The organism is Nitratireductor mangrovi, from assembly GCF_007922615.2.
Lineage (GTDB): Bacteria > Pseudomonadota > Alphaproteobacteria > Rhizobiales > Rhizobiaceae > Mangrovimarina > Mangrovimarina mangrovi.
Window position 1 is genome coordinate 4,246,471 of sequence record NZ_CP042301.2, and the last position, 18,408, is coordinate 4,264,878.

Annotated in this window: 17 protein-coding genes; 11 read left to right on the forward strand and 6 right to left on the reverse strand. The window is 63.7% G+C overall.

Going from position 1 to position 18,408, the window contains the following annotated elements:
* Positions 1-73: 73 nt before the first annotated feature.
* On the reverse strand, positions 74-1,027 hold the full coding sequence (locus tag FQ775_RS20850) for an AEC family transporter (protein ID WP_146300896.1): 954 nt from the start codon (positions 1,025-1,027) through the stop codon (positions 74-76).
* A gap of 469 nt (positions 1,028-1,496) precedes the next feature.
* Here FQ775_RS20850 and FQ775_RS20855 point away from each other — a divergent pair, with 469 nt between their 5' ends.
* The 9 genes from FQ775_RS20855 (at position 1,497) to FQ775_RS20895 (ending at position 10,598) form a co-directional block, all read left to right on the forward strand.
* The gene (locus FQ775_RS20855) at positions 1,497-2,675 is read left to right on the forward strand and encodes an ABC transporter substrate-binding protein (RefSeq protein ID WP_167813085.1); all 1,179 of its coding nucleotides are present in this window, start codon (positions 1,497-1,499) and stop codon (positions 2,673-2,675) included.
* 53 nt (positions 2,676-2,728) lie between these two features.
* Positions 2,729-3,577: a branched-chain amino acid ABC transporter permease gene (locus tag FQ775_RS20860; protein WP_146300897.1), complete on the forward strand. Its 849-nt coding sequence runs from the start codon at positions 2,729-2,731 to the stop codon at positions 3,575-3,577.
* A gap of 2 nt (positions 3,578-3,579) precedes the next feature.
* On the forward strand, positions 3,580-4,569 hold the full coding sequence (locus FQ775_RS20865; protein ID WP_146300898.1) for a branched-chain amino acid ABC transporter permease: 990 nt from the start codon (positions 3,580-3,582) through the stop codon (positions 4,567-4,569).
* Positions 4,566-5,324 (forward strand): ABC transporter ATP-binding protein, encoded by a 759-nt coding sequence (locus FQ775_RS20870; RefSeq protein WP_146300899.1) that lies wholly within the window; start codon positions 4,566-4,568, stop codon positions 5,322-5,324. Before FQ775_RS20865 ends, FQ775_RS20870 begins: the two co-directional genes overlap by 4 nt.
* Positions 5,317-6,036, forward strand: coding sequence for an ABC transporter ATP-binding protein (locus FQ775_RS20875; protein WP_146300900.1), 720 nt, complete (start codon positions 5,317-5,319; stop codon positions 6,034-6,036). Before FQ775_RS20870 ends, FQ775_RS20875 begins: the two co-directional genes overlap by 8 nt.
* 38 nt (positions 6,037-6,074) lie before the next feature.
* Positions 6,075-7,031, forward strand: a complete 957-nt coding sequence (locus tag FQ775_RS20880; RefSeq protein ID WP_146300901.1) for a VOC family protein — start codon at positions 6,075-6,077, stop codon at positions 7,029-7,031.
* 140 nt (positions 7,032-7,171) lie between these two features.
* Complete coding sequence (locus tag FQ775_RS20885; RefSeq protein ID WP_146300902.1) at positions 7,172-7,906, forward strand: GntR family transcriptional regulator; 735 nt, start codon at positions 7,172-7,174, stop codon at positions 7,904-7,906.
* Positions 7,907-8,025: 119 nt separating this feature from the next.
* Entirely contained in the window at positions 8,026-9,438 is a 1,413-nt protein-coding gene (gene ligM / locus FQ775_RS20890) for a vanillate/3-O-methylgallate O-demethylase (RefSeq protein ID WP_146300903.1), read from the forward strand.
* Between the two features lie 239 nt (positions 9,439-9,677).
* The gene (locus FQ775_RS20895; RefSeq protein WP_146300904.1) at positions 9,678-10,598 is read left to right on the forward strand and encodes a methylenetetrahydrofolate reductase; all 921 of its coding nucleotides are present in this window, start codon (positions 9,678-9,680) and stop codon (positions 10,596-10,598) included.
* A 129-nt stretch (positions 10,599-10,727) separates the two neighbouring features.
* Here FQ775_RS20895 and FQ775_RS20900 read toward each other — a convergent pair whose 3' ends face one another.
* The 5 genes from FQ775_RS20900 to FQ775_RS20920 all read right to left on the reverse strand — a co-directional run bounded on the left by FQ775_RS20900 (position 10,728) and on the right by FQ775_RS20920 (position 16,105).
* Positions 10,728-11,633 carry an SMP-30/gluconolactonase/LRE family protein gene (locus tag FQ775_RS20900; protein WP_146300905.1) on the reverse strand — a complete coding sequence of 302 codons (906 nt, stop codon included), beginning with the start codon at positions 11,631-11,633 and terminating at the stop codon, positions 10,728-10,730.
* A gap of 10 nt (positions 11,634-11,643) precedes the next feature.
* Positions 11,644-12,594 (reverse strand): ABC transporter permease, encoded by a 951-nt coding sequence (locus tag FQ775_RS20905; RefSeq protein ID WP_146300906.1) that lies wholly within the window; start codon positions 12,592-12,594, stop codon positions 11,644-11,646.
* Positions 12,591-13,538 (reverse strand): ABC transporter permease, encoded by a 948-nt coding sequence (locus FQ775_RS20910; protein ID WP_146300907.1) that lies wholly within the window; start codon positions 13,536-13,538, stop codon positions 12,591-12,593. The genes FQ775_RS20905 and FQ775_RS20910 overlap by 4 nt, the downstream gene beginning before the upstream one ends.
* A complete protein-coding gene (locus FQ775_RS20915; protein ID WP_146300908.1) occupies positions 13,535-14,995 on the reverse strand; it encodes a sugar ABC transporter ATP-binding protein in 1,461 nt (486 codons plus the stop codon). The genes FQ775_RS20910 and FQ775_RS20915 overlap by 4 nt, the downstream gene beginning before the upstream one ends.
* A 93-nt stretch (positions 14,996-15,088) precedes the next feature.
* Complete coding sequence (locus tag FQ775_RS20920; RefSeq protein WP_146300909.1) at positions 15,089-16,105, reverse strand: ABC transporter substrate-binding protein; 1,017 nt, start codon at positions 16,103-16,105, stop codon at positions 15,089-15,091.
* 264 nt (positions 16,106-16,369) lie between these two features.
* On the opposite strand from FQ775_RS20920, the gene FQ775_RS20925 reads away from it, so the two are divergent.
* Together FQ775_RS20925 and FQ775_RS20930 are read left to right on the forward strand one after the other, a co-directional pair.
* The gene (locus tag FQ775_RS20925; RefSeq protein WP_146300910.1) at positions 16,370-17,623 is read left to right on the forward strand and encodes a GAF domain-containing sensor histidine kinase; all 1,254 of its coding nucleotides are present in this window, start codon (positions 16,370-16,372) and stop codon (positions 17,621-17,623) included.
* On the forward strand, positions 17,620-18,345 hold the full coding sequence (locus tag FQ775_RS20930; RefSeq protein ID WP_146300911.1) for a response regulator transcription factor: 726 nt from the start codon (positions 17,620-17,622) through the stop codon (positions 18,343-18,345). Before FQ775_RS20925 ends, FQ775_RS20930 begins: the two co-directional genes overlap by 4 nt.
* Positions 18,346-18,408: the final 63 nt, after the last annotated feature.

Below are 18,408 nucleotides of genomic sequence, written 5' to 3' on the forward strand. Positions count from 1 at the left end.
AACGCCGCTCACGCGAAGTTGTTCCGCTGTGTGTGCTCGATTTGGGCGCCGCAGAGCGGCTCCGTTGCGGCCGTCAACCGTCGCCGGCAACCAGAGGAATTGCCCAGCCGAGCATCACTGCGATGCCCGCGAATGCCAGCGTGGTTGCCGCGACCAGCGCGGTCGCCGCATCCTTCTCCATGCCGTGCCGGACGCAGAAGAGCGGGTAGATGGTGATCATCGAAACGCTCGAAAACAACATGCCGACGGCCACCAATCCGGTTGGAACACCCGGCACCAGAAGCAGCGCCGCCGTCACGGCTACCGGGTGGATAAGGAGCTTGCCGGCCACGATGGCGAAGATTTCTGGCGAGATGTCTGACCGGTTCAACCGCGCGACCGTGCCGCCGACGACGAACAGCGCGCATGGCGCGGACGCAGCGGCCAACATTTCGAGTGTCGTCACGGCCATGTCGGGCAGTTGGATCCCGGCCAGCGAAAGCACGAGCCCCGCCGCGATCGCGAGGATCAGCGGCATGCGGGCAAGCCGTGCCAGGGTCTGCCAGACCAGGCGCATGGCCGAATGCGTTCCGTCGCGGCGGCCCAACTCCGCCAGCGCCATACCCAACGGAATGATCAGCGCGTTTTCGATGAGCATGGTCATCGGCATGCCTGCGAGCGCTGGCGCTCCCAGTGCCAGGGCCGCGACCGGATAGCCGATGAAGCCGGTATTGGACGTCGTGCCGCCAAGGGCGCCCAATCCGGCGCGGGTCAGCGGTCGGCCCATCGCGAACCGCAGGATGGCGAACGTCGCGGCGAAGGCTGCGAGTGAGCCGCCGCCATAGGCCACCAAATAGCCGAGGTTGAAGCTTTCTCGCATATTCTGACCGGCGAGGGTCGTCAGCATGACCGCAGGCAGTGCAAAATTGAGAACGAAAGCCGCCAGACCTTCGATATGCACGTCCTTCGCCGCACCCGAGCGCACCGCCGCCAGACCGAGCCCGATGATCAGCATGATCGGCAGCACGACGGACAACACGTTCACCATGCGCAGACCTTGTTCACGAGGTTCTGTTCCGAACGGTCAAAGGAATGGCGTCACAAGTTGCCGGATCATCGCTCTAGACATCGCTTGTATACATTCTTTGCGCAGAGCCAAGATTTTTGTCACAAGCCGTTCGCATAGCTTCTGCTTTGGTCAAAATCGGGGGCTGCGCGCGATCGAGCCATGTTGCTTGGCGCTGAGCAGCGCCCAAGGACGATCTTCATGGGGCATTCCGTGCTCTAGGCGATTGTTCGTCAGCAAGCGCCGCAAAGCGATGCAAAGCCAGGGGGCATCGCCGCAGGGGCATGTCGTTGATGTCGGCACCCGGCAGGTGGAGCAAATGTCCATCGGTCGGCGTGCGCAAGTGCCTCGGTGTTCACTATGCGCTCTTGTCCCGCAGGTGGCCATTGATTTCCCTCTCGCCATGTATACACTCTTCTCAAGAACAAGACGCATTCTGGGAGGAAATCAGATGCACGCAAGAACCGCATTTGCCGTGGCTCTGGCCGCGGGTCTGTCCTGGTCGTTTGCCGCAGGCGCGCAGGAAGCGCTCAGGATTGGAGTCATCCTGCCCTATTCGGGGCCTTTCGCCGACGCCGCCAACCAGCTTGATGCCGGCATCAAGCTTTACATGCAGCAGAACGGCGACGAGGTCGCCGGACGCAAGATCGAGATCATCCGCAAGGACACTGGCGGTCCGGCTCCCGACGTTGCCAAGCGGCTGGCGCAGGAACTTGTCGTGCGCGACAATGTCGACATTATCGCCGGCTTCGCGCTGACGCCTGAGGCGCTCGGTGCCGCCGACGTGGCCGACCAGGCCAAGAAGTTCATGGTCGTCATGAACGCGGCGACGTCGATCGTGACGGAGAAGTCGCCATATATCGTGCGCACCTCGGTCACCATTCCGCAGCTCAACTATTCGTTCGGCAAATGGGCCGCCGAAAAAGGCGGCGTGAAGCAGGCCTACACGCTGGTCGCCGACTACGGTCCTGGCCACGACGCCGAAAAGGCGTTCGCAAAGGGCTTCACCGAAGCCGGCGGCGAGATCGTCGGCGCGGACAATACGCCCGTCGCCAACCCGGATTTCTCGGCCTTCGTCCAGCGCGTAAAGGACGCCAACCCGGAAGCCGTCTATATTTTCATTCCCGGCGGCGGCCAGCCGGCGGCCATAGGCAAGGCGCTCGCCGAGCGCGGCTTGACGCCTCCCGACACCAAGGTCTTCGGCCAGGGCGAACTCACCCATCCCGAGGCGCTGGAAAGCATGGCCGAAAACGCCCGCGGCATCGTGACCACGTTCCACTACACGCTGGAGCGTGACGACCCGCTCAACAACGCCTTCGTCGCCGCCTACCGCGAGGCCAATGGCGGACGCAGCCCCGACCTGTTCTCGATTGGCGGTTACGACGGCATGCACCTGATCTACGAGGCGCTCAAGAAGACGGAGGGTGACGCCACTGGCGAGGCATTGGTCGAGGCGAGCAAGGGTATGGCCTGGGACAGCCCGCGCGGGCCGATCTCGATCGATCCTGAAACCCGCGACATCGTGCAGACGGTCTACATCCGTGAAGTCCAGGAGGTTGACGGCACGTTGCAGAACGTCATCATCGACCAGATCGACAATGTGAAGGATCCGCTGCACGGCGCCAACTGACCACTGGACCCAAGGGCGGCGCCTCGACGCTCCATTTCGTGACCGGCAGTCTCATGATCGTCCTATTCGACGGCTTCGCCTTCGGGATGCTGCTTTTTGTCCTGTCGGTGGGATTGTCGGTCACCCTGGGGCTGATGAACTTCGTCAACCTCGCGCACGGCGCCTTCGGCATGCTCGGCGGTTATGTGGCGCTTGTTACCACGCGCGAGCTGGGCCTGCCTTTCCTCCTCGGCCTTCCGGCCGCGTTTGTCGCCGCAGCAGTCGTCGGGATCGCCTGCGAACGAACCTTCTTTCGGCGGCTCTACCGGGCCGGCGAACTGAACCAGGTTCTGTTCACCATCGGCCTAGTCTTCGTTGCCTCGGCCGTTGCCGCCTATGTCTTCGGCACCGGCCAGCAGCCCATTCAGCTGCCCGACTACCTGCGCGGCTCTGTCGAGGTGGCTGGAGTACGGCTTGGCGCCTATCGCCTGTTTCTGGTGATCGTCGCTTTGGTGGTGACGGCGCTGTTGGTAGTCGGTCTCGAGCACACCAGCTTTGGCGCGCGCGTTCGCGCGGCGGTCGACAACCAACGCATGGCGCAGGGCCTCGGCATTGACGTGGACACCGTCTTCGCGATCACATTTGCGCTGGGCTGCGGCCTCGCCGGTCTCGGCGGGGCGCTGGCGATTGAGATCGTCGGCCTCGATCCCACCTTCGGGTTCCATGTTCTAGTCTACGTGCTGATCGTGGTCGCGGTCGGCGGACTCGGCTCCATTGGAGGCTCTTTCGCGGCAGCGGCATTGCTCGGCATTGGTGACGTTGCCGGAAAATACTTCGTGCCCGAGATCGGCTCCTTCCTGATCTACCTGCTCATGATAGGCATCCTTTTCTTCCGGCCGCTCGGCCTTTTCGGCAGGCGCTGACCATGGCCGAGACCGTGATACCTGATGACGGGCCGCAACGCTGGCTCAGACGCCAGAGCCGCTGGACAGCGTGGGAGGCCGCGTTCTGGGTGGCTGCGTTCATTCCGTTCTTTTTCTTTCCCACCTACCTGACTTTGGCCAGTCAGATCGCCATCACCGCGCTTTTTGCCGTCTCGGTTGACCTCATCCTCGGCTATGCCGGCGTCATCACGCTCGGCCATGCGATGTTTTTCGGCCTGGGAGCCTATTGCGCCGGCTTGCTCACCAAGGCCGGCTGGGGCGAACCGCTGTCCGGTCTCCTGCTCTCCGGCACCTTTGCGGCGCTGATCGGCTTCATCGTCAGCTTCCTGATCGTAAGGGTCCATCACCTCGCGCTGATTATGATCACGCTCGGCCTTGGCCTCCTCACGCTGGAACTGGCCAACGCCATGAGCTGGCTTACCGGCGGTACCGATGGACTGCAGGGGGTCGATGTCTGGCCGGTCTTTGGCGCCTTCGAGTTCGATCTCTGGGGCTACACCGCCTACAGCTATGCGCTCGCTGTCCTTTTTCTCGGCGTCGTCGTTAGCCGGCGCATCGTTCACTCCTCATTCGGCCTGTCATTGCGCGGCATCCGCGAGAATCTTGGTCGCATGCCGGCAATCGGCTCGCCCTATCGACTGCGGCTGCAGACGATCTACACCATCTCGGCCGGCATTGCCGGCATTGCTGGCGCGCTTTTGACCCAGACCACGGAAACCGTTTCGCTCGACACGCTCTCCTTCCAGCGCTCCGCCGACGTGGTGGTGATGCTGATTCTTGGCGGCACCGGCCGGCTTTATGGCGGTATCGTCGGAGCAATCATCTTTCTGGTCGCGCGCGACCAGCTCGCCGACATGAACCCGCAATACTGGTATTTCTGGATCGGGCTTCTGTTGATGGCGGTGGTGCTGCTGATGCCGAAGGGAATCCTCGGCGGACTGGCGTCCGTGGCGGGGAGATTGCGCCGATGAACGCCGGCGCTCCCGTGCTTGAGACCATCGCGCTGAACAAGCGTTTCGGTTCGCTGGAGGTGGCGCGCGACGTCTCGATCGCCCTGCCGCGCGGCGCCCGTCATGCCCTGATCGGGCCGAATGGCGCCGGCAAGACGTCGCTCGTCAATCTCATAACCGGGCAGCTTCAGCCCGATTCCGGCAGCGTTCGCCTTGCCGGCAACGACATCACCCGCAAGCCGCGCGCCGCGAGGGTCAAGGCCGGGCTCGCGCGTACCTTCCAGATCAACGCCCTGTTCCCTGACCTGACGCCGATCGAGGCGCTGACACTGGCCGTCTGTGAGCGCAAGGGCACGGCCGGCCAGTTCTGGCGCGGACTTGCCGATCATGGTGATTCGATCGACGAGGCCTACGCCATCCTGCGCCAGCTCCAGCTTGGCGACGTCGCTACCCGCTCGACGCGTTTTCTTGCCTATGGGCAGCAGCGCTTGCTCGAGATCGGCCTTGCGCTCGCCACCCGTCCCAGGGTGCTACTGCTAGACGAACCCGCCGCCGGTATACCGAAGGGCGAGAGCGCGGAACTTTTTTCGGTGATCGAGGCCCTCCCGGAAGACATCTGCGTGCTTTTCATCGAACACGACATGAGCCTCGTTTTCCGTTTTGCCTCGCGCATTATCGTGCTTGTCGCTGGCGGCGTGCTTGTGGAAGCCGAACCGGAAGTGATCCGCACCGACCAACGCGTGCGGGATGTCTATCTGGGGCAGGCCCATGGCTGAAGCGGTCCTCGAACTTCGCGACGTCAGCGCCGGCTATGGCGAAGGCATCGTGCTGGACCGCGTCTCGATAGATATTGCGGCGGGCGGCAGCCTTGCGCTCCTCGGCCGTAACGGGGTCGGCAAGACGACGCTTATTCTTACGGTGATGGGCTTTCTCCCTCTGGCAGGAGGCAGTGTTCTCTTCCGCGGTGCCGACATCTCGCGCTTGCCACCGCACAAGCGGGCCCGGCTAGGTATCGGCTGGGTGCCGCAGGAGCGCGACATCTTTCCTTCGCTGAGCGTTGAGGAAAACCTGACCGTGGCGGCGCAACCTGGGCGCTGGGATCGCGATGCCGTCTACGGGCTGTTTCCCCGCCTCAGGGAGCGCCGCGCCAATATGGGCAGCCAGCTGTCGGGCGGGGAACAGCAGATGCTCACCATCGGACGCACCCTGATGACCAACCCGGTCGTGCTGCTGCTTGATGAGCCGCTTGAAGGCCTGGCGCCGATCATCGTCGAGGAGCTGACAGCGGCGATCCGCAAGATGGCCGCCGAAGGTGTGACCTTGATACTCGTCGAACAGCACGCCGAAACGGCGCTGGAACTGACCAGCGATGCCATCGTGGTCGAGCGCGGCACGATTGCGCACCGGGCCAGGTCCAGGGAACTGCTTCAGGATCGTCCGACGCTCGACCGCTTTGTCGGCATGAACCTTGTCGCGACGGAGGAATGATTGAAAATGCGGGAACGGCGGACTGGAGGAGCGATCACATGAACGAACCCTGCTTCGACGCGGCGCATCTCGGTCACCTGGAACTGTTGACGAACCGCTTTGAGGAAAGCCTCCACTTCTTCGTCAACGTCTACGGGCTCACCGAAAGCGGACGCGACGGCGATTCCGTCTATTTGCGAGCCTGGGACGACTACGAGTTCCATTCGCTGAAATTGACGGCATCGAACACCACCGGCATGGCGCATTGCGGCTACCGCGCGTCATCGCGGGCCGCGCTGGAGCGCCGGGTCGCGGTGATCGAGCGCATGAATCTCGGCATCGGCTGGTCCGATGGCGACCTTGGCCACGGCCCTGCCTACCGCTTCAACAGCCCTGACGGCCATGTCTTCGAACTCTATTGGGAAACCAACAAATATGAAGCGCCGGAGGCGGAGAAGCCGGCGCTCAAGAACATCGCTCAACGCTATCATGGGCGCGGCGTAGCACCGCGCCGCCTCGACCATTTCAATCTGCTTGCCACCGACGTGTCGAAGATGCGCGACTTCATGGTCGAAGCGCTTGGCAGCCGGGTGACCGAAATGATCCAGCTGGAAAACGGTCGCATCGGCGGCTGCTGGTTCACGGTCAACAACAAGGGCTACGACATGGCCTGCACCGAAGACCACTCCGGCGCTTCCGGCCGGTTCCACCACATCACCTATGCCGCCGACCATCGCGACGATATTCTGCGCGCGGCCGACATCTTTCTGGAGAACGGGGTCTTTATCGAGACCGGGCCTCACAAGCACGCCATACAGGGTACGTTCTTCCTTTATGTCTATGAGCCGGCGGGAAACCGGGTCGAGGTTGCCAATGCCGGTGCCCGGCTGGTGCTCGACCCCGACTGGGAAACCGTCGTGTGGACCGAGGCCGAGCGCAGGAAGGGCCAGGCCTGGGGGCTGAAGACGATCGAGAGTTTTCATACCCACGGTACGCCGCCCATCACGAAGGGATGAGGGGCGCGAAGCGGAACGATGGCCAGGCGTAAAGATGGCGTGGTCGGTTCGGCCGGTGTATTGCGAACGGTGCGCAAGCTTTTCGACGGTGTGGTATCTGCATGACCGCTCCCGCCTGGAGACAAGGAGGCTCGCTGGCAATGCGTCAACCGACCGGCAACACCCACGCGACACGCGCCCAGATCGAGTTGCGCAAACGCATCCTGAGCGGCGATCTGCCGGGCGGCACCCGCCTCTTCGAGGTGCAGATGGCCGAGCAATTGGACATCTCCCGAACCCCGGTGCGCGATGCCATGTCGCGGCTCGTAGAGGAGGGCCTTCTCGACCGGGCCCGCGGCGGCGGTTTCGTCGTGCGTTCGTTCAGCTTTGGCGACGTCATCGACGCGATCGAATTGCGCGGCGTTCTGGAAGGCACCGCGGCCCGGCTGGCGGCCGAGCGCGGCGCCGGTGAGCAGGCGCTGCAACGTATCCAGGAAATCGTCGCCGAGCTGGACAAATGTTTCGGTCCGGACCGCGAGGAAGTCGATTTCGAGCGTTATGCCGATCTCAACGCCCGGTTCCACCACGAACTCGCGGGGCTTTCCGGTAGCGAGATCGTTCGCCGCGAGGTCGAACGCGTGACGGGACTGCCATTTGCCTCGCCATCGGCCTTCCTGCCCAACTCCGCCGAGATCGAGGCCTTCACCCGCTCGCTCTACATCGCCCAGGAACAGCATCGCCAGATCATCGCGGCCATTGCCGGCCGCGAAAGCTCGCGGGCCGAGGCTCTGGCGCGCGAGCATGCCCGCACGGCGCGGCGCAACCTCGACTACGTCCTTGCCGAGGACCGCAGCCTCATGAAGCACCTGCCCGGGCTTGCTCTCGTCAAGGACTGAGCCTCCTCACCTGCATCCGCCGGCCCTGGTGCCGCGCCGGCCATACGCGCCAGCTATTGCATTCCATATGCTTCCCAGTTAGATGTATACATAGCAGCGAGCACTCGGGAGGAGCGAGAATGACAAAATCCAGCCTTCAGGCCGTTTTGGATGCATCCGGCAATGCAGTCGAGCTTCTGCGCAACTCGAAGATCGGCATGTATGTATACCCGGTGGTTGCGCCCGAGTTCTCCAATTGGCGCGACGAACAGCGCGCCTGGCGCGATTCCGCGGTGCTTTTCGACCAGACCCACCATATGGACGAATTGTTCGTCGAGGGGCCGGAGGCCGAGAAGTTCCTCGCCCATCACGGCATCAACGCGTTTTCCAATTTCGACCTCGGCCGCGCCAAACACTTCGTGCCGGTGACGCCGAACGGCCATGTGATCGGCGACCACATCATCTTTCGCGAGCGGCAGGACAAGTTCATCCTCGTCGGCCGCGCGCCGGTGTCGAACTGGCTGCAATTCTGCGCCGCCTGGGGCAAGTGGAACGTCCGCATCCGCCATGATCCGCGCTCGCCTTCGCGGCCTGAGGGCGAGCGCGTGCTGCGCACCCATTACCGCTACCAGATCCAGGGTCCGGACGCGCCGAAGATATTCGAAAAGATGAATGGCGGCCCGATCCCCGATATCAAGTTCTTCCATGTCGACTGGATCAATGTCGGCTCCAAGAAGGTGCAGGCGTTGCGCCACGGCATGTCCGGTGCGCCGGGCCTCGAGATTTGGGGTCCTTACGAGGACAAGCCCTATATCCTTGCCTGCATCTTGCAGGCCGCGAAGGATGCCGGGGTCGACCTCGTGCGCTGCGGCAGCCGCGCCTATTCCACCAACACGCTGGAATCGGGCTGGATTCCGTCGCCGCTGCCGGCAATCTACACTGGCGACGGCATGCTGGCCGATTACCGCCAGTGGCTCGGCGCCGACAGCTACGAGGCCATGGGCGCGATCGGTGGCTCCTACGTCTCGAAGAATATCGAGGATTATTACGTCAACCCGTTCGAACTCGGCTACGATTTCTACATCGGCTGGAAGAAGGACGATTTCATCGGCAGGCAGGCGCTGGCCGAGATGAAGTCGCGCAACAACCGCAAGAAGGTCACCTTCGAGTGGAACCGCGACGATGTGCTCAAGGTCATCGCCTCCGGCTTCGAGCAGGGCACGCCCTACAAGTGGATCGACTTCCCGCAGCCCAACTACGCCTCGACCAGCGCCGACATGGTGATGCGCGACGGCAAGATGGTCGGAATGTCGATGTTCAACGGCTATTCTTACAACGAGCGCTGCATGCTGTCGCTAGGCGTCGTCGAAAGCGATGTCGAGGTCGGCGACGTGCTGACCATGCTGTGGGGCGAGCCGGAGACCACCGGCAAGACCTCGACCGAAAAGCACAAGCAGACCGAGATCAGGGTACGCGTCTCTCCGACGCCTTACGCCCGCGAGGTGCGCGAGCATTATGCCGAGGACAGCTGGCGCACGACCAGGAGTGCCTGACGCGCTACTGCGCGTCGCGATCTTGCAAAGGGCGGCGTCATGGGCGTCGCCTTTTTTGCATCATCAAGAGTCGTCATATGTATTCACGCCGGCAATCCTGCCGGGCGTGACAAGAGGGTCCTGAGCGGCGTAGAGGGCAAAATTAGCCGAAAAATTCAGGTTTTTCGCACCAGGACGTGAGATCGACTTGCGTGCATTTCCCAAGCATGTATACATAGGCAACGACTTGGAGGGTAAGAATGGCCTTTCTGAAAGACGCGGTCTCCGGTGCCGGATCGGTCTCCTCCGGGCGGCAGATAGCCGCCTTCGTCAACGGTTATTCCATCGAGGTGATGCCGCGAACGGCGGCGAAGATCGCTGATTTTTCAGCGCTTCTGCCGGCGGGGACGCGCGTCTATGTCGCCCACATAGAGGGCACGCCCATCGATGACATGGTTGCCACCGCATCGCGGCTTGCCCACGAGGGTTTTGCGGTCATGCCGCATCTCCCCGCAAGGATGATTGCCGATGTGGCGACATTGGAGGAGTGGCTCCGCCGCTACGCCGATGCCGGGGTCAGCGAAGCGTTGCTGCTGGCCGGCGGCACGGCAAAACCGTACGGCGCGTTCAACAGTTCTATCGAGATGATGGAAACCGGCCTCTTCGACCGGCTCGGCTTCCGGCGACTGCATGTCGCCGGCCATCCGGAGGGCAATCGCGACATCGATCCCGACGGCTCTACAGCCGTTGCTGACGCGGCACTGTCGTGGAAGCAGGCATTTTGCGAGCGCACCGATGCCGAAATGGCGATCGTTACCCAGTTCGCTTTCGACGCTCGCCCGGTCATCGCGTGGAGCAAGCGTCTCCGTGAGGCCGGCGTCACGCTTCCGATCCATGTCGGCGTCGCCGGGCCGGCCAGGCTTCAGACGCTGATCAAATATGCGCTCTCTTGCGGTGTCGGGCCGTCGATCCGCGTGCTGCAACGCCGCGCCATGGATTTGCGCCGCCTGATGCTGCCCTATGAACCTGCGGACTTCCTTGCCGATCTAGCTGCCCATTGCGCCGACGATCCTGCGAGCCTGATCACCCAGGCGCACTTTTTCCCGCTCGGCGGCGTCACGAAAGCAGCGGAATGGGCAAACGAGGTCAGCGGCGCGGTGGCCCTGCGCGCCGCAGGCTGAGCGGCTGACCGGAGCGTGAGCTCGATCCGCTAGTCCGACGCGCCTTGGACTCTGGCGCCCTCTGCCTCGTTGACCATATCGGAAAACTGCTCTCAGCGTCGCGTATCGACAAGAAGCGGTTTTGTCGGGCTAAGCACCCGTCGCCGTTACGAACAATGAGTAGAGCGAGGTCGTTGCCGTGATGAACAGGCGGTTGCGGCGCAGTCCGCCAAAGGTCAGGTTGGCCACGGTTTGCGGCACGCGAACCTTGCCGATGAGGCGGCCGTCGGGCGCGAAGCAATGCACGCCGTCGGCGGCGCTCGACCAGACATTGCCGCCCGTGTCGACGCGCATGCCGTCGGGAATGCCGTTGTCGATCACCGCGAAGACCCGGCCGTTGGCGAGCTTCCGGCCGCCTACCACGTCGAAGGCGCGGATGTGGCGCGGCGCCGTCTCATCGTGGCTGGCCGCAGAGTCCGCGACATAGAGCACGCTTTCGTCCGGCGAGAAGGCGAGCCCGTTCGGCTGGCGGAAGTCGCTCACGACCGCGGTCAATTCCCCGTCTTCCGGATCGACGCGGTAGACGTTGCGCGACGCCTGTTCCGGCTCGGCCTTGTAGCCTTCGTAATCGTGAAGGATGCCGTAGGTCGGATCGGTGAACCACACGGAACCGTCAGAGCGAACGACCACGTCGTTGGGAGAATTGAGCCGCTTGCCCTCGAAGGTTTCCGCCAACACGGTGATCGAGCCGTCGGTCTCGGTGCGCGTGACACGGCGCGTGCCGTGCTCGCAGGTCACCAGCCTGCCCTGGCCGTCCCGTGTGTTGCCATTGGCGAAGTTCGACGGCTCGCGGAAGACCGACACGCCAGCTCCGGGCAACCAGCGCAGCATGCGCTGGTTGGGAATGTCGCTCCAGACAAGCTGGTTGGCGTCGCTGAACCAGACCGGCCCCTCGGCCCAGCGGCAGCCGCTGTAGAGTTCCTCCAGGCGCGCGTTTTCGATGATCAGCGCCCGGAAGCGGGGATCGTGTATTTCGTAGAGTGTATTGTCGCCCATGGAGCCTTGCCTAGGATTGCCGCGCGCCGCGGCCGCTGGCCACGATGATGACGCTGATGATGATGAGACCCGTCATGACAAGGCGGATTCCGGCGCCAAGTCCGTATGTGTTGAGCATCGACACGACCAGGAACATGAAGAGCGAAGCCCCCCAGATACCGGGCACGTTGGAATTGCCGCCGGCGACCGACGTCCCGCCGATAACGACGACCGCGATCGACATCAGAAGGTATTCGGTACCCATGTTGAGCGCGGCGCCGCCTGAAAAGCTGGCCAGCAGATAGCCGCAGAGCGAGGCAAGCACGGCGCAGAACACGTAGGTGACAAAACGTGTGCCATCGACTGGGATGCCTGCCATACGCGCGGCTGCCATGCTCTGGCCGATCGCCGTTGCCCAGCGGCCGTAGATACTCTTTTCGAGCAGGAGCCATGCGGCGACGGTGATCAGCAATGCCGCAAGAGCCACATTCGGTATGCCGAACGTGCTCGAGGTCGTGAACTCGGCCAGGAAGGCCGGCGGCTTGATCCTCAGACCACGGTTGGTCCAGATCGCCGCCGACTGGACGATGAAGCCTATCGCGAGCGTGGCGATGATGGGCGGGATGCGCAACAGCTTGATGAGCGAGTAGTTGGCGGCGCCGACGCACGAGCCGACGACGAGTGCTGCGAGGAGCCCCGGCACCACCATGCCGTTGTCGACATTCATCAGCTTCAGCGCCACGGTGCCCGCGAGTGTCATCGTGGCGGGAACGGAAAGGTCGATGTTGCCGGGCCCCAGCGTGATGACGAACATCTGCCCGGTGCCAACGATCACCGAAAAGGCGGCGAAGGTCAGCGCGGCCTGGGTGAGGCCGATCGCGCTTGCTCCACCGGTAACCATGACGGTGGCAAACCAGACGATCGCGGCTCCCAGCCACGCCCAGATCCAGGGCTTCCCAAAAAGCGCGCCGAGGATAGTCATCGGCGCCCCTCGCGTTTCTCGATCCGGTTGAGAAGCAACCTGAGCGCCAGGACGATGATGAGGATCGCGCCCTGCGCGCCGATCTGCCAGTCCGGTGAAATTCGAAGGAACGAGAGGAACGAGCCGGCGAGCGTAAGCGTCAGCGCACCGATGACGGCGCCGATCGGCGAAACGCGGCCGCCGACGAACTCGCCACCGCCGAGAATGACGCCAGCGATGGAAAGAAGCGTGTAGCGCAGTGCGATATTGGCGTCGGCCGACGTCGTCAGCCCGACGAGCGCGATGCCTGCCGCGACCGCGAATGCGCCGGCAAGCGCGTAGGCCGCCGCTCGCGCCGCCAGCGCCGACCAGCCGGCGCGTTCAACCGAGCGCTCATTGCCGCCGATGCCGCGGATAAGGACCCCGAGCGATGAGCGCATGACGATGAGGTGGGCAATCGCGGCTATGACGATGCTGGCGACGATGGCCATCGGCAGAAGGGGTGGCTTGACCGTCATCAGCCAGCGCGCCCATTCCGGGGCCTGCCCGCCGGGCGCCGGAAGCAGCAGCACGGCGAGCCCGGTCCACACGAAACTCATGCCCAGCGTGACGACGATGGAAGGCAGATCGCGCAGATGAATGATGACACCGAGCGCAACATAGGCCGCCACGGCCCCGGCGAGGATGAGCACGCCGAGCGGCGGGTTTGATTGCAGGAACGTGGCGGCGACGCAGGCCACGAAGCTGACGAAGGCGCCGATCGACAGGTCGAGATTGTTGACGGCCATGATCAGCATCTGCGCGATCGTGGCGAGCGCGATCGGCACAGCCAGGTTGAACAGCAGGTTCACGCCGAAATAGCTCATCGCACGCGGCTGGAGCCAGAAGACGGCGACAAGCAGGGTGACGAGCGAAAGCGCCGGAATGGCGAGCCTTATCGTCTCCGCGGAAAGCCTGATGCTCATGCCACCAGGGCTCCCTGGAAGGACGCGGCGAGAATGTTCTTCTCGTTCACGTCATCGCCTTCGAGTTCGGCTACGGCCTCGCCTTCACGAAAGACGTAGACCCTGTCGCACAGACACACCTCTTCCATTTCGGTGGAGTACCAGATGAAGGTGCGGCCGGCTGCGGCTTCCTGGCGGATGATCTGGTAGACCTCCTGCTTTGTGCCGACATCGACGCCGCGCATCGGGTCGTCCATCAGCACGACCGGTGCCCGGGTCGAAAGCGCCCGCGCGAACAGCACCTTTTGCTGGTTACCGCCGGAAAGCGAAAGGACAGGGTTCTCCATATCCTGCGTCCGGATATCGATCCTCTCCTTCCAGTCGGCTCCCTTGTGACGCTCCGCTTCCAGAGCGACGAGGCCGTGGCGCGACAGATCCGGAAGTGACGCCACCGAAAGGTTCTTCAGGATGCTCCACAGCTCGAACACCCCGTTGAGCCGGCGGTCTCCGGCGACGAAAGTCACCGCCGGGTCGCGCTGCAGCACCCAGTCGCCGCTCCTCTTGGCGTGAAGGCGCAGCAGCATCTCCGTTTGGCCATGGCCGCTCAGCCCCGCAAGGCCGACGATCTCGCCCTTGCGGGCTACCAGTGGCAGGCCGTGGCCCGGTTGCTCGATAACGGCCGGCGCGGAGGCCAGTTCGCGGGTTTCACGACGTTCAGCCTCTTCCTTGGCGACGCTGCCCATCGCCTCGACTAGGCCATGGATGGTGAAGTCGCCCGCCGGCTGTTCGGCTACCACGCGGCCATCCTTCATCACGACGATGCGGTCTGCCGTGGCGAGCACCTCGTTGAGGATGTGGGAGATGAAGACAACTGCCCCGCCTTCGGCGACGAACCTGCGCACATGGGCGAGCATCTGTTTGGCGAGGCTGGAATCGAGGGACGATGTCGGCTCATCGAGGATAACGAGGCGCGGAGCGGTGCCGGCGCTCGAGAACGCCATGGCGATCTCCACCATCTGCCGCTGGGCGATGGAAAGTGCTGCGACGATCTCGCCGCTATCAATGCCATGGCCGGGGAAGATGGCGTCCAGGTTCTCCTCGATGATGGCGCGGGCGCGGCCCCGCCAGCCCAGCCCGCCCAGGTCGCGGTGCACCAGCCGCGTGTTTTCGATGACGGTCAGGTTTGGGCACAGCGACAGCTCCTGGAAAACACAGCGCACGCCATGCGCCCGCGCCACGTTGATGCCGTAGCGTTCCAGGGTCGCCCCGTCACCGGAGATCCGGCCTTCGTCCGGGGACAGCCCGCCATTGATGACGTTGACGATGGTCGACTTGCCGGCGCCGTTGTGGCCGACAAGGCCGACGCACTCGCCGGGCATGATGCGAAGGCTGACACCCGCCAGTGCCTTGACCGCGCCAAAGCTGATCCGGGCGTCCTCGACCTCGATGACGGGGATTGGTGCTGGGGAAGCCGACATGGCTAGCTTTGACTATCGACGTGTACGTGAGGGCGCAACCCGTTGCGCCCTCAAGGTCACCGTATTGGCCTGTGCGTCTTTAACGCCCAAGCGTTACATCGCCGACTTTACGACCTCGGCAGCATCCTCTTGCGAGTACTCCACATTGGCCACGCCGCCGACTTCCGTATTGGCAAGCCCCTCTTCAAGGTTGTCCTGATCGATGCGCAGGAACGGGACCACGAGGTCCTTGGGAACGTCCTTGCCGTCCAGGATCTGCTGGGCGACCCAGAAGGCGAGCGTGGACACGCCGGGGGCAATGGAGACCGACATGGTCTCGTAACCGTTGGCGTCCTTCTGCTCTTTCCACCAGGTCAACTCGTCGTGCCGGTTGCCCATGATGATGATCGGCATCGGCCGATCGGTGGCTGCAAACGCCTGCGCGGCGCCGTAGCCGTCGCCGCCCTGGGTGACCACTGCCTTGACCTCGGGCAGGCTCGGCAGGATGCCGGCGACGGCCTTCTGCGCCACGTCCTGCGCCCAGTCGCCGTGCACGGAGCCGACGACCTCGAAGCCCGAATATTGCTCGACGCCGGCATGGATGCCGGCGGAGATTTCGTCATCGACGAAAACGCCGGCCAGGCCGCGGATTTCCAGCAGATTGCCGCCGTCGGGCAACCGGCCTGACAGATATTCAACCTGGCTACGTCCCATCTCCTTGAAGTCGACGGCGATCCGCCAGGCGCACGGTTCGGTCACGACGCCGTCGAACGACACGACGGTAATGCCGGCATCGCATGCCTCCTTCACCGCGCCGTTGAGCGCGGTCGGCGAAGCCGCGTTGAGCACGATGGCGTCGTATCCCTGCAGGATCATGTTCTGGATCTGGGCCGCCTGCTCGGTCGCCTGATTTTCCGCAGTGGTGAAGGCGTCGGCGGCCGCGACGACGCCGTTCTTGACGGCCTCGCCGGTCACCTTGCCCCAGCTGGTCAGCATGGCCTGACGCCAGGAATTGCCGGCATAGTTGTTCGACAGGGCAATCTTCTTGCCCGAGGTATCGGCCATCGCCGGGCTGAAAGCGGCGACCGAAAGGACCGCGGCCGATGCCATAAGAAACGCGTGAAGTTTCATGCCTCTCTCCCTCTTCTGCCCGCCTCGGCGGCGGGATTGGTCTCTGCGCCTGCCGGCGGCAGAGCGGACCTGTTTTCTGTTGCTGAGTTTCCTCCCTCAGTACCCGCAGGATGAATTGGAACCGGGATGGTGTATAGGAACATTGAGGCAAGCCGTTTGCGGGTTCTACCGCAGATGATGCGGGTTCATGCAAGACGGGCATGCCTCCTTGCGCGCTTAACTGAAGCGGGTGCGGGTACCGGCACCCTCGGGAGGAGACTGGGCATGCTTGATACGGCGCCGCCGGCGCTGGTCGATCACTATCTCGGCATTGCCCGCCTTCTGGCGGGCCAGCTTGATTTCCGCTCCGCCATCCGCGCGGTGGCGGCAGAGGTGGGCCACATCCTGCCCCACGACCATCTCGATGTGTGCATCCTGATGGTCGACGGCAAATACCATACCGCTTACGAAACCGGCATGAACACCGCCTGGAGTGAACTCAAGGCCGCTCCGGTCGCCAACAGCCCGATCCGCTCGTTGCTCTGGGGCGAGGTCGACTATCTCCTGACCGACGACGCCTGCGAGGACCCGCGCTTCCACTTCGAGGGGGCTTTCAAGAGGCCGATTGTGGAGCAGTCGCTGCGAAGCCGGGTGCATGCACCGATGAAGGTGCGCGGAGAGATCATCGGCGCCTTCTCCTGTTCCTCGACCAGGCGACGCATCTACACGATGGAGGATGTCGGGCACGCGAGGGTAATTGCGGATCTGCTGTCGCCCTATTTCTTCGCGCTGCGTGCCGCCGAGCAGGCGCAGCGTTCGGCCATCGTGGAGGCCGAGGCGCGGGCCCGCGAGGAAGGCCTGCGCCAGGGCGCCTTGAAACTCACCGAAGCGCTGGAGCAGGAACGCCAGCGCATCGGCATGGACCTGCACGATCAGACCCTCGCCGACCTCACTCGCCTCGCCCGCCGGTTGGAGCAATTGTCGCGCACCGGCGATATCACGACAGAAGCACTGGAACCGCTGTCGCGAAGCCTGCAGCACTGCATGCAGGACCTGCGCAACATCATCGAGGAGGCCAAACCCTCCGTTCTTCAACTCTTCGGCCTTGCCCAGGCGGTTGAGAACCATCTGGAGCGCTCCGTCCGCGACAGCGGCACGACGATCGCCTGGGAACTCGCCGACGAGACGGACGGCGCCTGCGACGAGCTTGAGCCTACGGTTGCAGTGGCCCTTTTCCGCATCGCCCAGGAAGCGATCAACAACGCCGTGCGCCACGCGCGGCCCAGCCATATCGTGGTTCGCCTGCTGTGCAGCGAGGAGCAGCTTTCCATGGAGATCGTCGACGACGGTGCGGGAATCGCAAAGCGGCGCGGCCGAGTCGGCGGCGGCATCGACAATATGAGAACGCGCGCACGGCTCATTTCGGCCCGCTTCGCGATCGGGCCCGACCGAGGCGGCGGAGGTACCGCCGTCAAGCTCGCTCTGCCGTTCGCCGCGAGGCCCGATGCCGCCGCTCCGCGGGAGGAGGGCGCACGATGAAGGTGTTGATCGTCGAGGACGACCCGCTGCACCGCTCCTATCTCAACGATGCCGTGCGCGCCGCCCTGCCTGAATGCAAGGCGGTCATCGAGGCTGACAACGGCACCGCGGGGGAGAAGCTTGCCCGTGATCATGTCTCCGCCCACATCGTGATGGACCTGCAGATGGCCGCGCGCAACGGCATCGAAGCGGCGCGTACCATCTGGAAGGAGCGGCCTGAGACGCGCATCCTGTTCTGGTCCAACTATTCCGACGAGGCCTATGTGCGTGGTGTCTCGCGCATCGTGCCCGACGGTGCCGCTTACGGCTACGTTCTGAAGTCTGCATCCGACGAGCGCCTGAGATTGGCGCTGCGCTCGATCTTCATCGAGAGCCAGTGTGTGATCGATCGCGAGGTGCGCGGGCTGCAGCAAAAGAGCATGGGCCAGGCGAATGGCTTCACCGATAGCGAATACGAGATTCTGGTCGACGTGGCGCTGGGGCTCACCGACAGGGCGATCGCCAGTCGACGCAACCTTTCGCTGCGCAGCGTGCAGAACCGGCTGCAGCAGCTTTATGACAAGCTTGGCGTCTACCAGACGTCGAACTCAGACCATGACGACGGCCGATTCAACCTGCGCACGCGCGCTGTCGCGGTGGCGGTGCTGAGAAAGCTCCTCAACTACAGCGCACTCGAACGCGCCGAAAACGAGCAGCAGGAGTGGCTGAACAGCCGCTCTTAGGAAGAAACGCCTCGCACGACCTGCCTTGCATTTCGCCAACGAGCACGCGGCGTCAGACTGGCC

What these genes read in the sequence shown, in the direction of transcription:
- FQ775_RS20895 (WP_146300904.1), top strand. Translation starts at nt 9,678, where the DNA reads ATGGCCTTTCTGAAAGACGCGGTCTCCGGTGCCGGATCGGTCTCCTCC.
- FQ775_RS20880 (WP_146300901.1), top strand. Translation starts at nt 6,075, where the DNA reads ATGAACGAACCCTGCTTCGACGCGGCGCATCTCGGTCACCTGGAACTG.
- FQ775_RS20875 (WP_146300900.1), top strand. Translation starts at nt 5,317, where the DNA reads ATGGCTGAAGCGGTCCTCGAACTTCGCGACGTCAGCGCCGGCTATGGC.
- FQ775_RS20930 (WP_146300911.1), top strand. Translation starts at nt 17,620, where the DNA reads ATGAAGGTGTTGATCGTCGAGGACGACCCGCTGCACCGCTCCTATCTC.
- FQ775_RS20855 (WP_167813085.1), top strand. Translation starts at nt 1,497, where the DNA reads ATGCACGCAAGAACCGCATTTGCCGTGGCTCTGGCCGCGGGTCTGTCC.
- FQ775_RS20905 (WP_146300906.1), bottom strand. Translation starts at nt 12,594, where the DNA reads ATGACTATCCTCGGCGCGCTTTTTGGGAAGCCCTGGATCTGGGCGTGG.
- FQ775_RS20860 (WP_146300897.1), top strand. Translation starts at nt 2,729, where the DNA reads ATGATCGTCCTATTCGACGGCTTCGCCTTCGGGATGCTGCTTTTTGTC.
- FQ775_RS20850 (WP_146300896.1), bottom strand. Translation starts at nt 1,027, where the DNA reads ATGGTGAACGTGTTGTCCGTCGTGCTGCCGATCATGCTGATCATCGGG.
- FQ775_RS20910 (WP_146300907.1), bottom strand. Translation starts at nt 13,538, where the DNA reads ATGAGCATCAGGCTTTCCGCGGAGACGATAAGGCTCGCCATTCCGGCG.
- FQ775_RS20920 (WP_146300909.1), bottom strand. Translation starts at nt 16,105, where the DNA reads ATGAAACTTCACGCGTTTCTTATGGCATCGGCCGCGGTCCTTTCGGTC.
- ligM (WP_146300903.1), top strand. Translation starts at nt 8,026, where the DNA reads ATGACAAAATCCAGCCTTCAGGCCGTTTTGGATGCATCCGGCAATGCA.
- FQ775_RS20870 (WP_146300899.1), top strand. Translation starts at nt 4,566, where the DNA reads ATGAACGCCGGCGCTCCCGTGCTTGAGACCATCGCGCTGAACAAGCGT.
- FQ775_RS20915 (WP_146300908.1), bottom strand. Translation starts at nt 14,995, where the DNA reads ATGTCGGCTTCCCCAGCACCAATCCCCGTCATCGAGGTCGAGGACGCC.
- FQ775_RS20900 (WP_146300905.1), bottom strand. Translation starts at nt 11,633, where the DNA reads ATGGGCGACAATACACTCTACGAAATACACGATCCCCGCTTCCGGGCG.
- FQ775_RS20885 (WP_146300902.1), top strand. Translation starts at nt 7,172, where the DNA reads ATGCGTCAACCGACCGGCAACACCCACGCGACACGCGCCCAGATCGAG.
- FQ775_RS20865 (WP_146300898.1), top strand. Translation starts at nt 3,580, where the DNA reads ATGGCCGAGACCGTGATACCTGATGACGGGCCGCAACGCTGGCTCAGA.
- FQ775_RS20925 (WP_146300910.1), top strand. Translation starts at nt 16,370, where the DNA reads ATGCTTGATACGGCGCCGCCGGCGCTGGTCGATCACTATCTCGGCATT.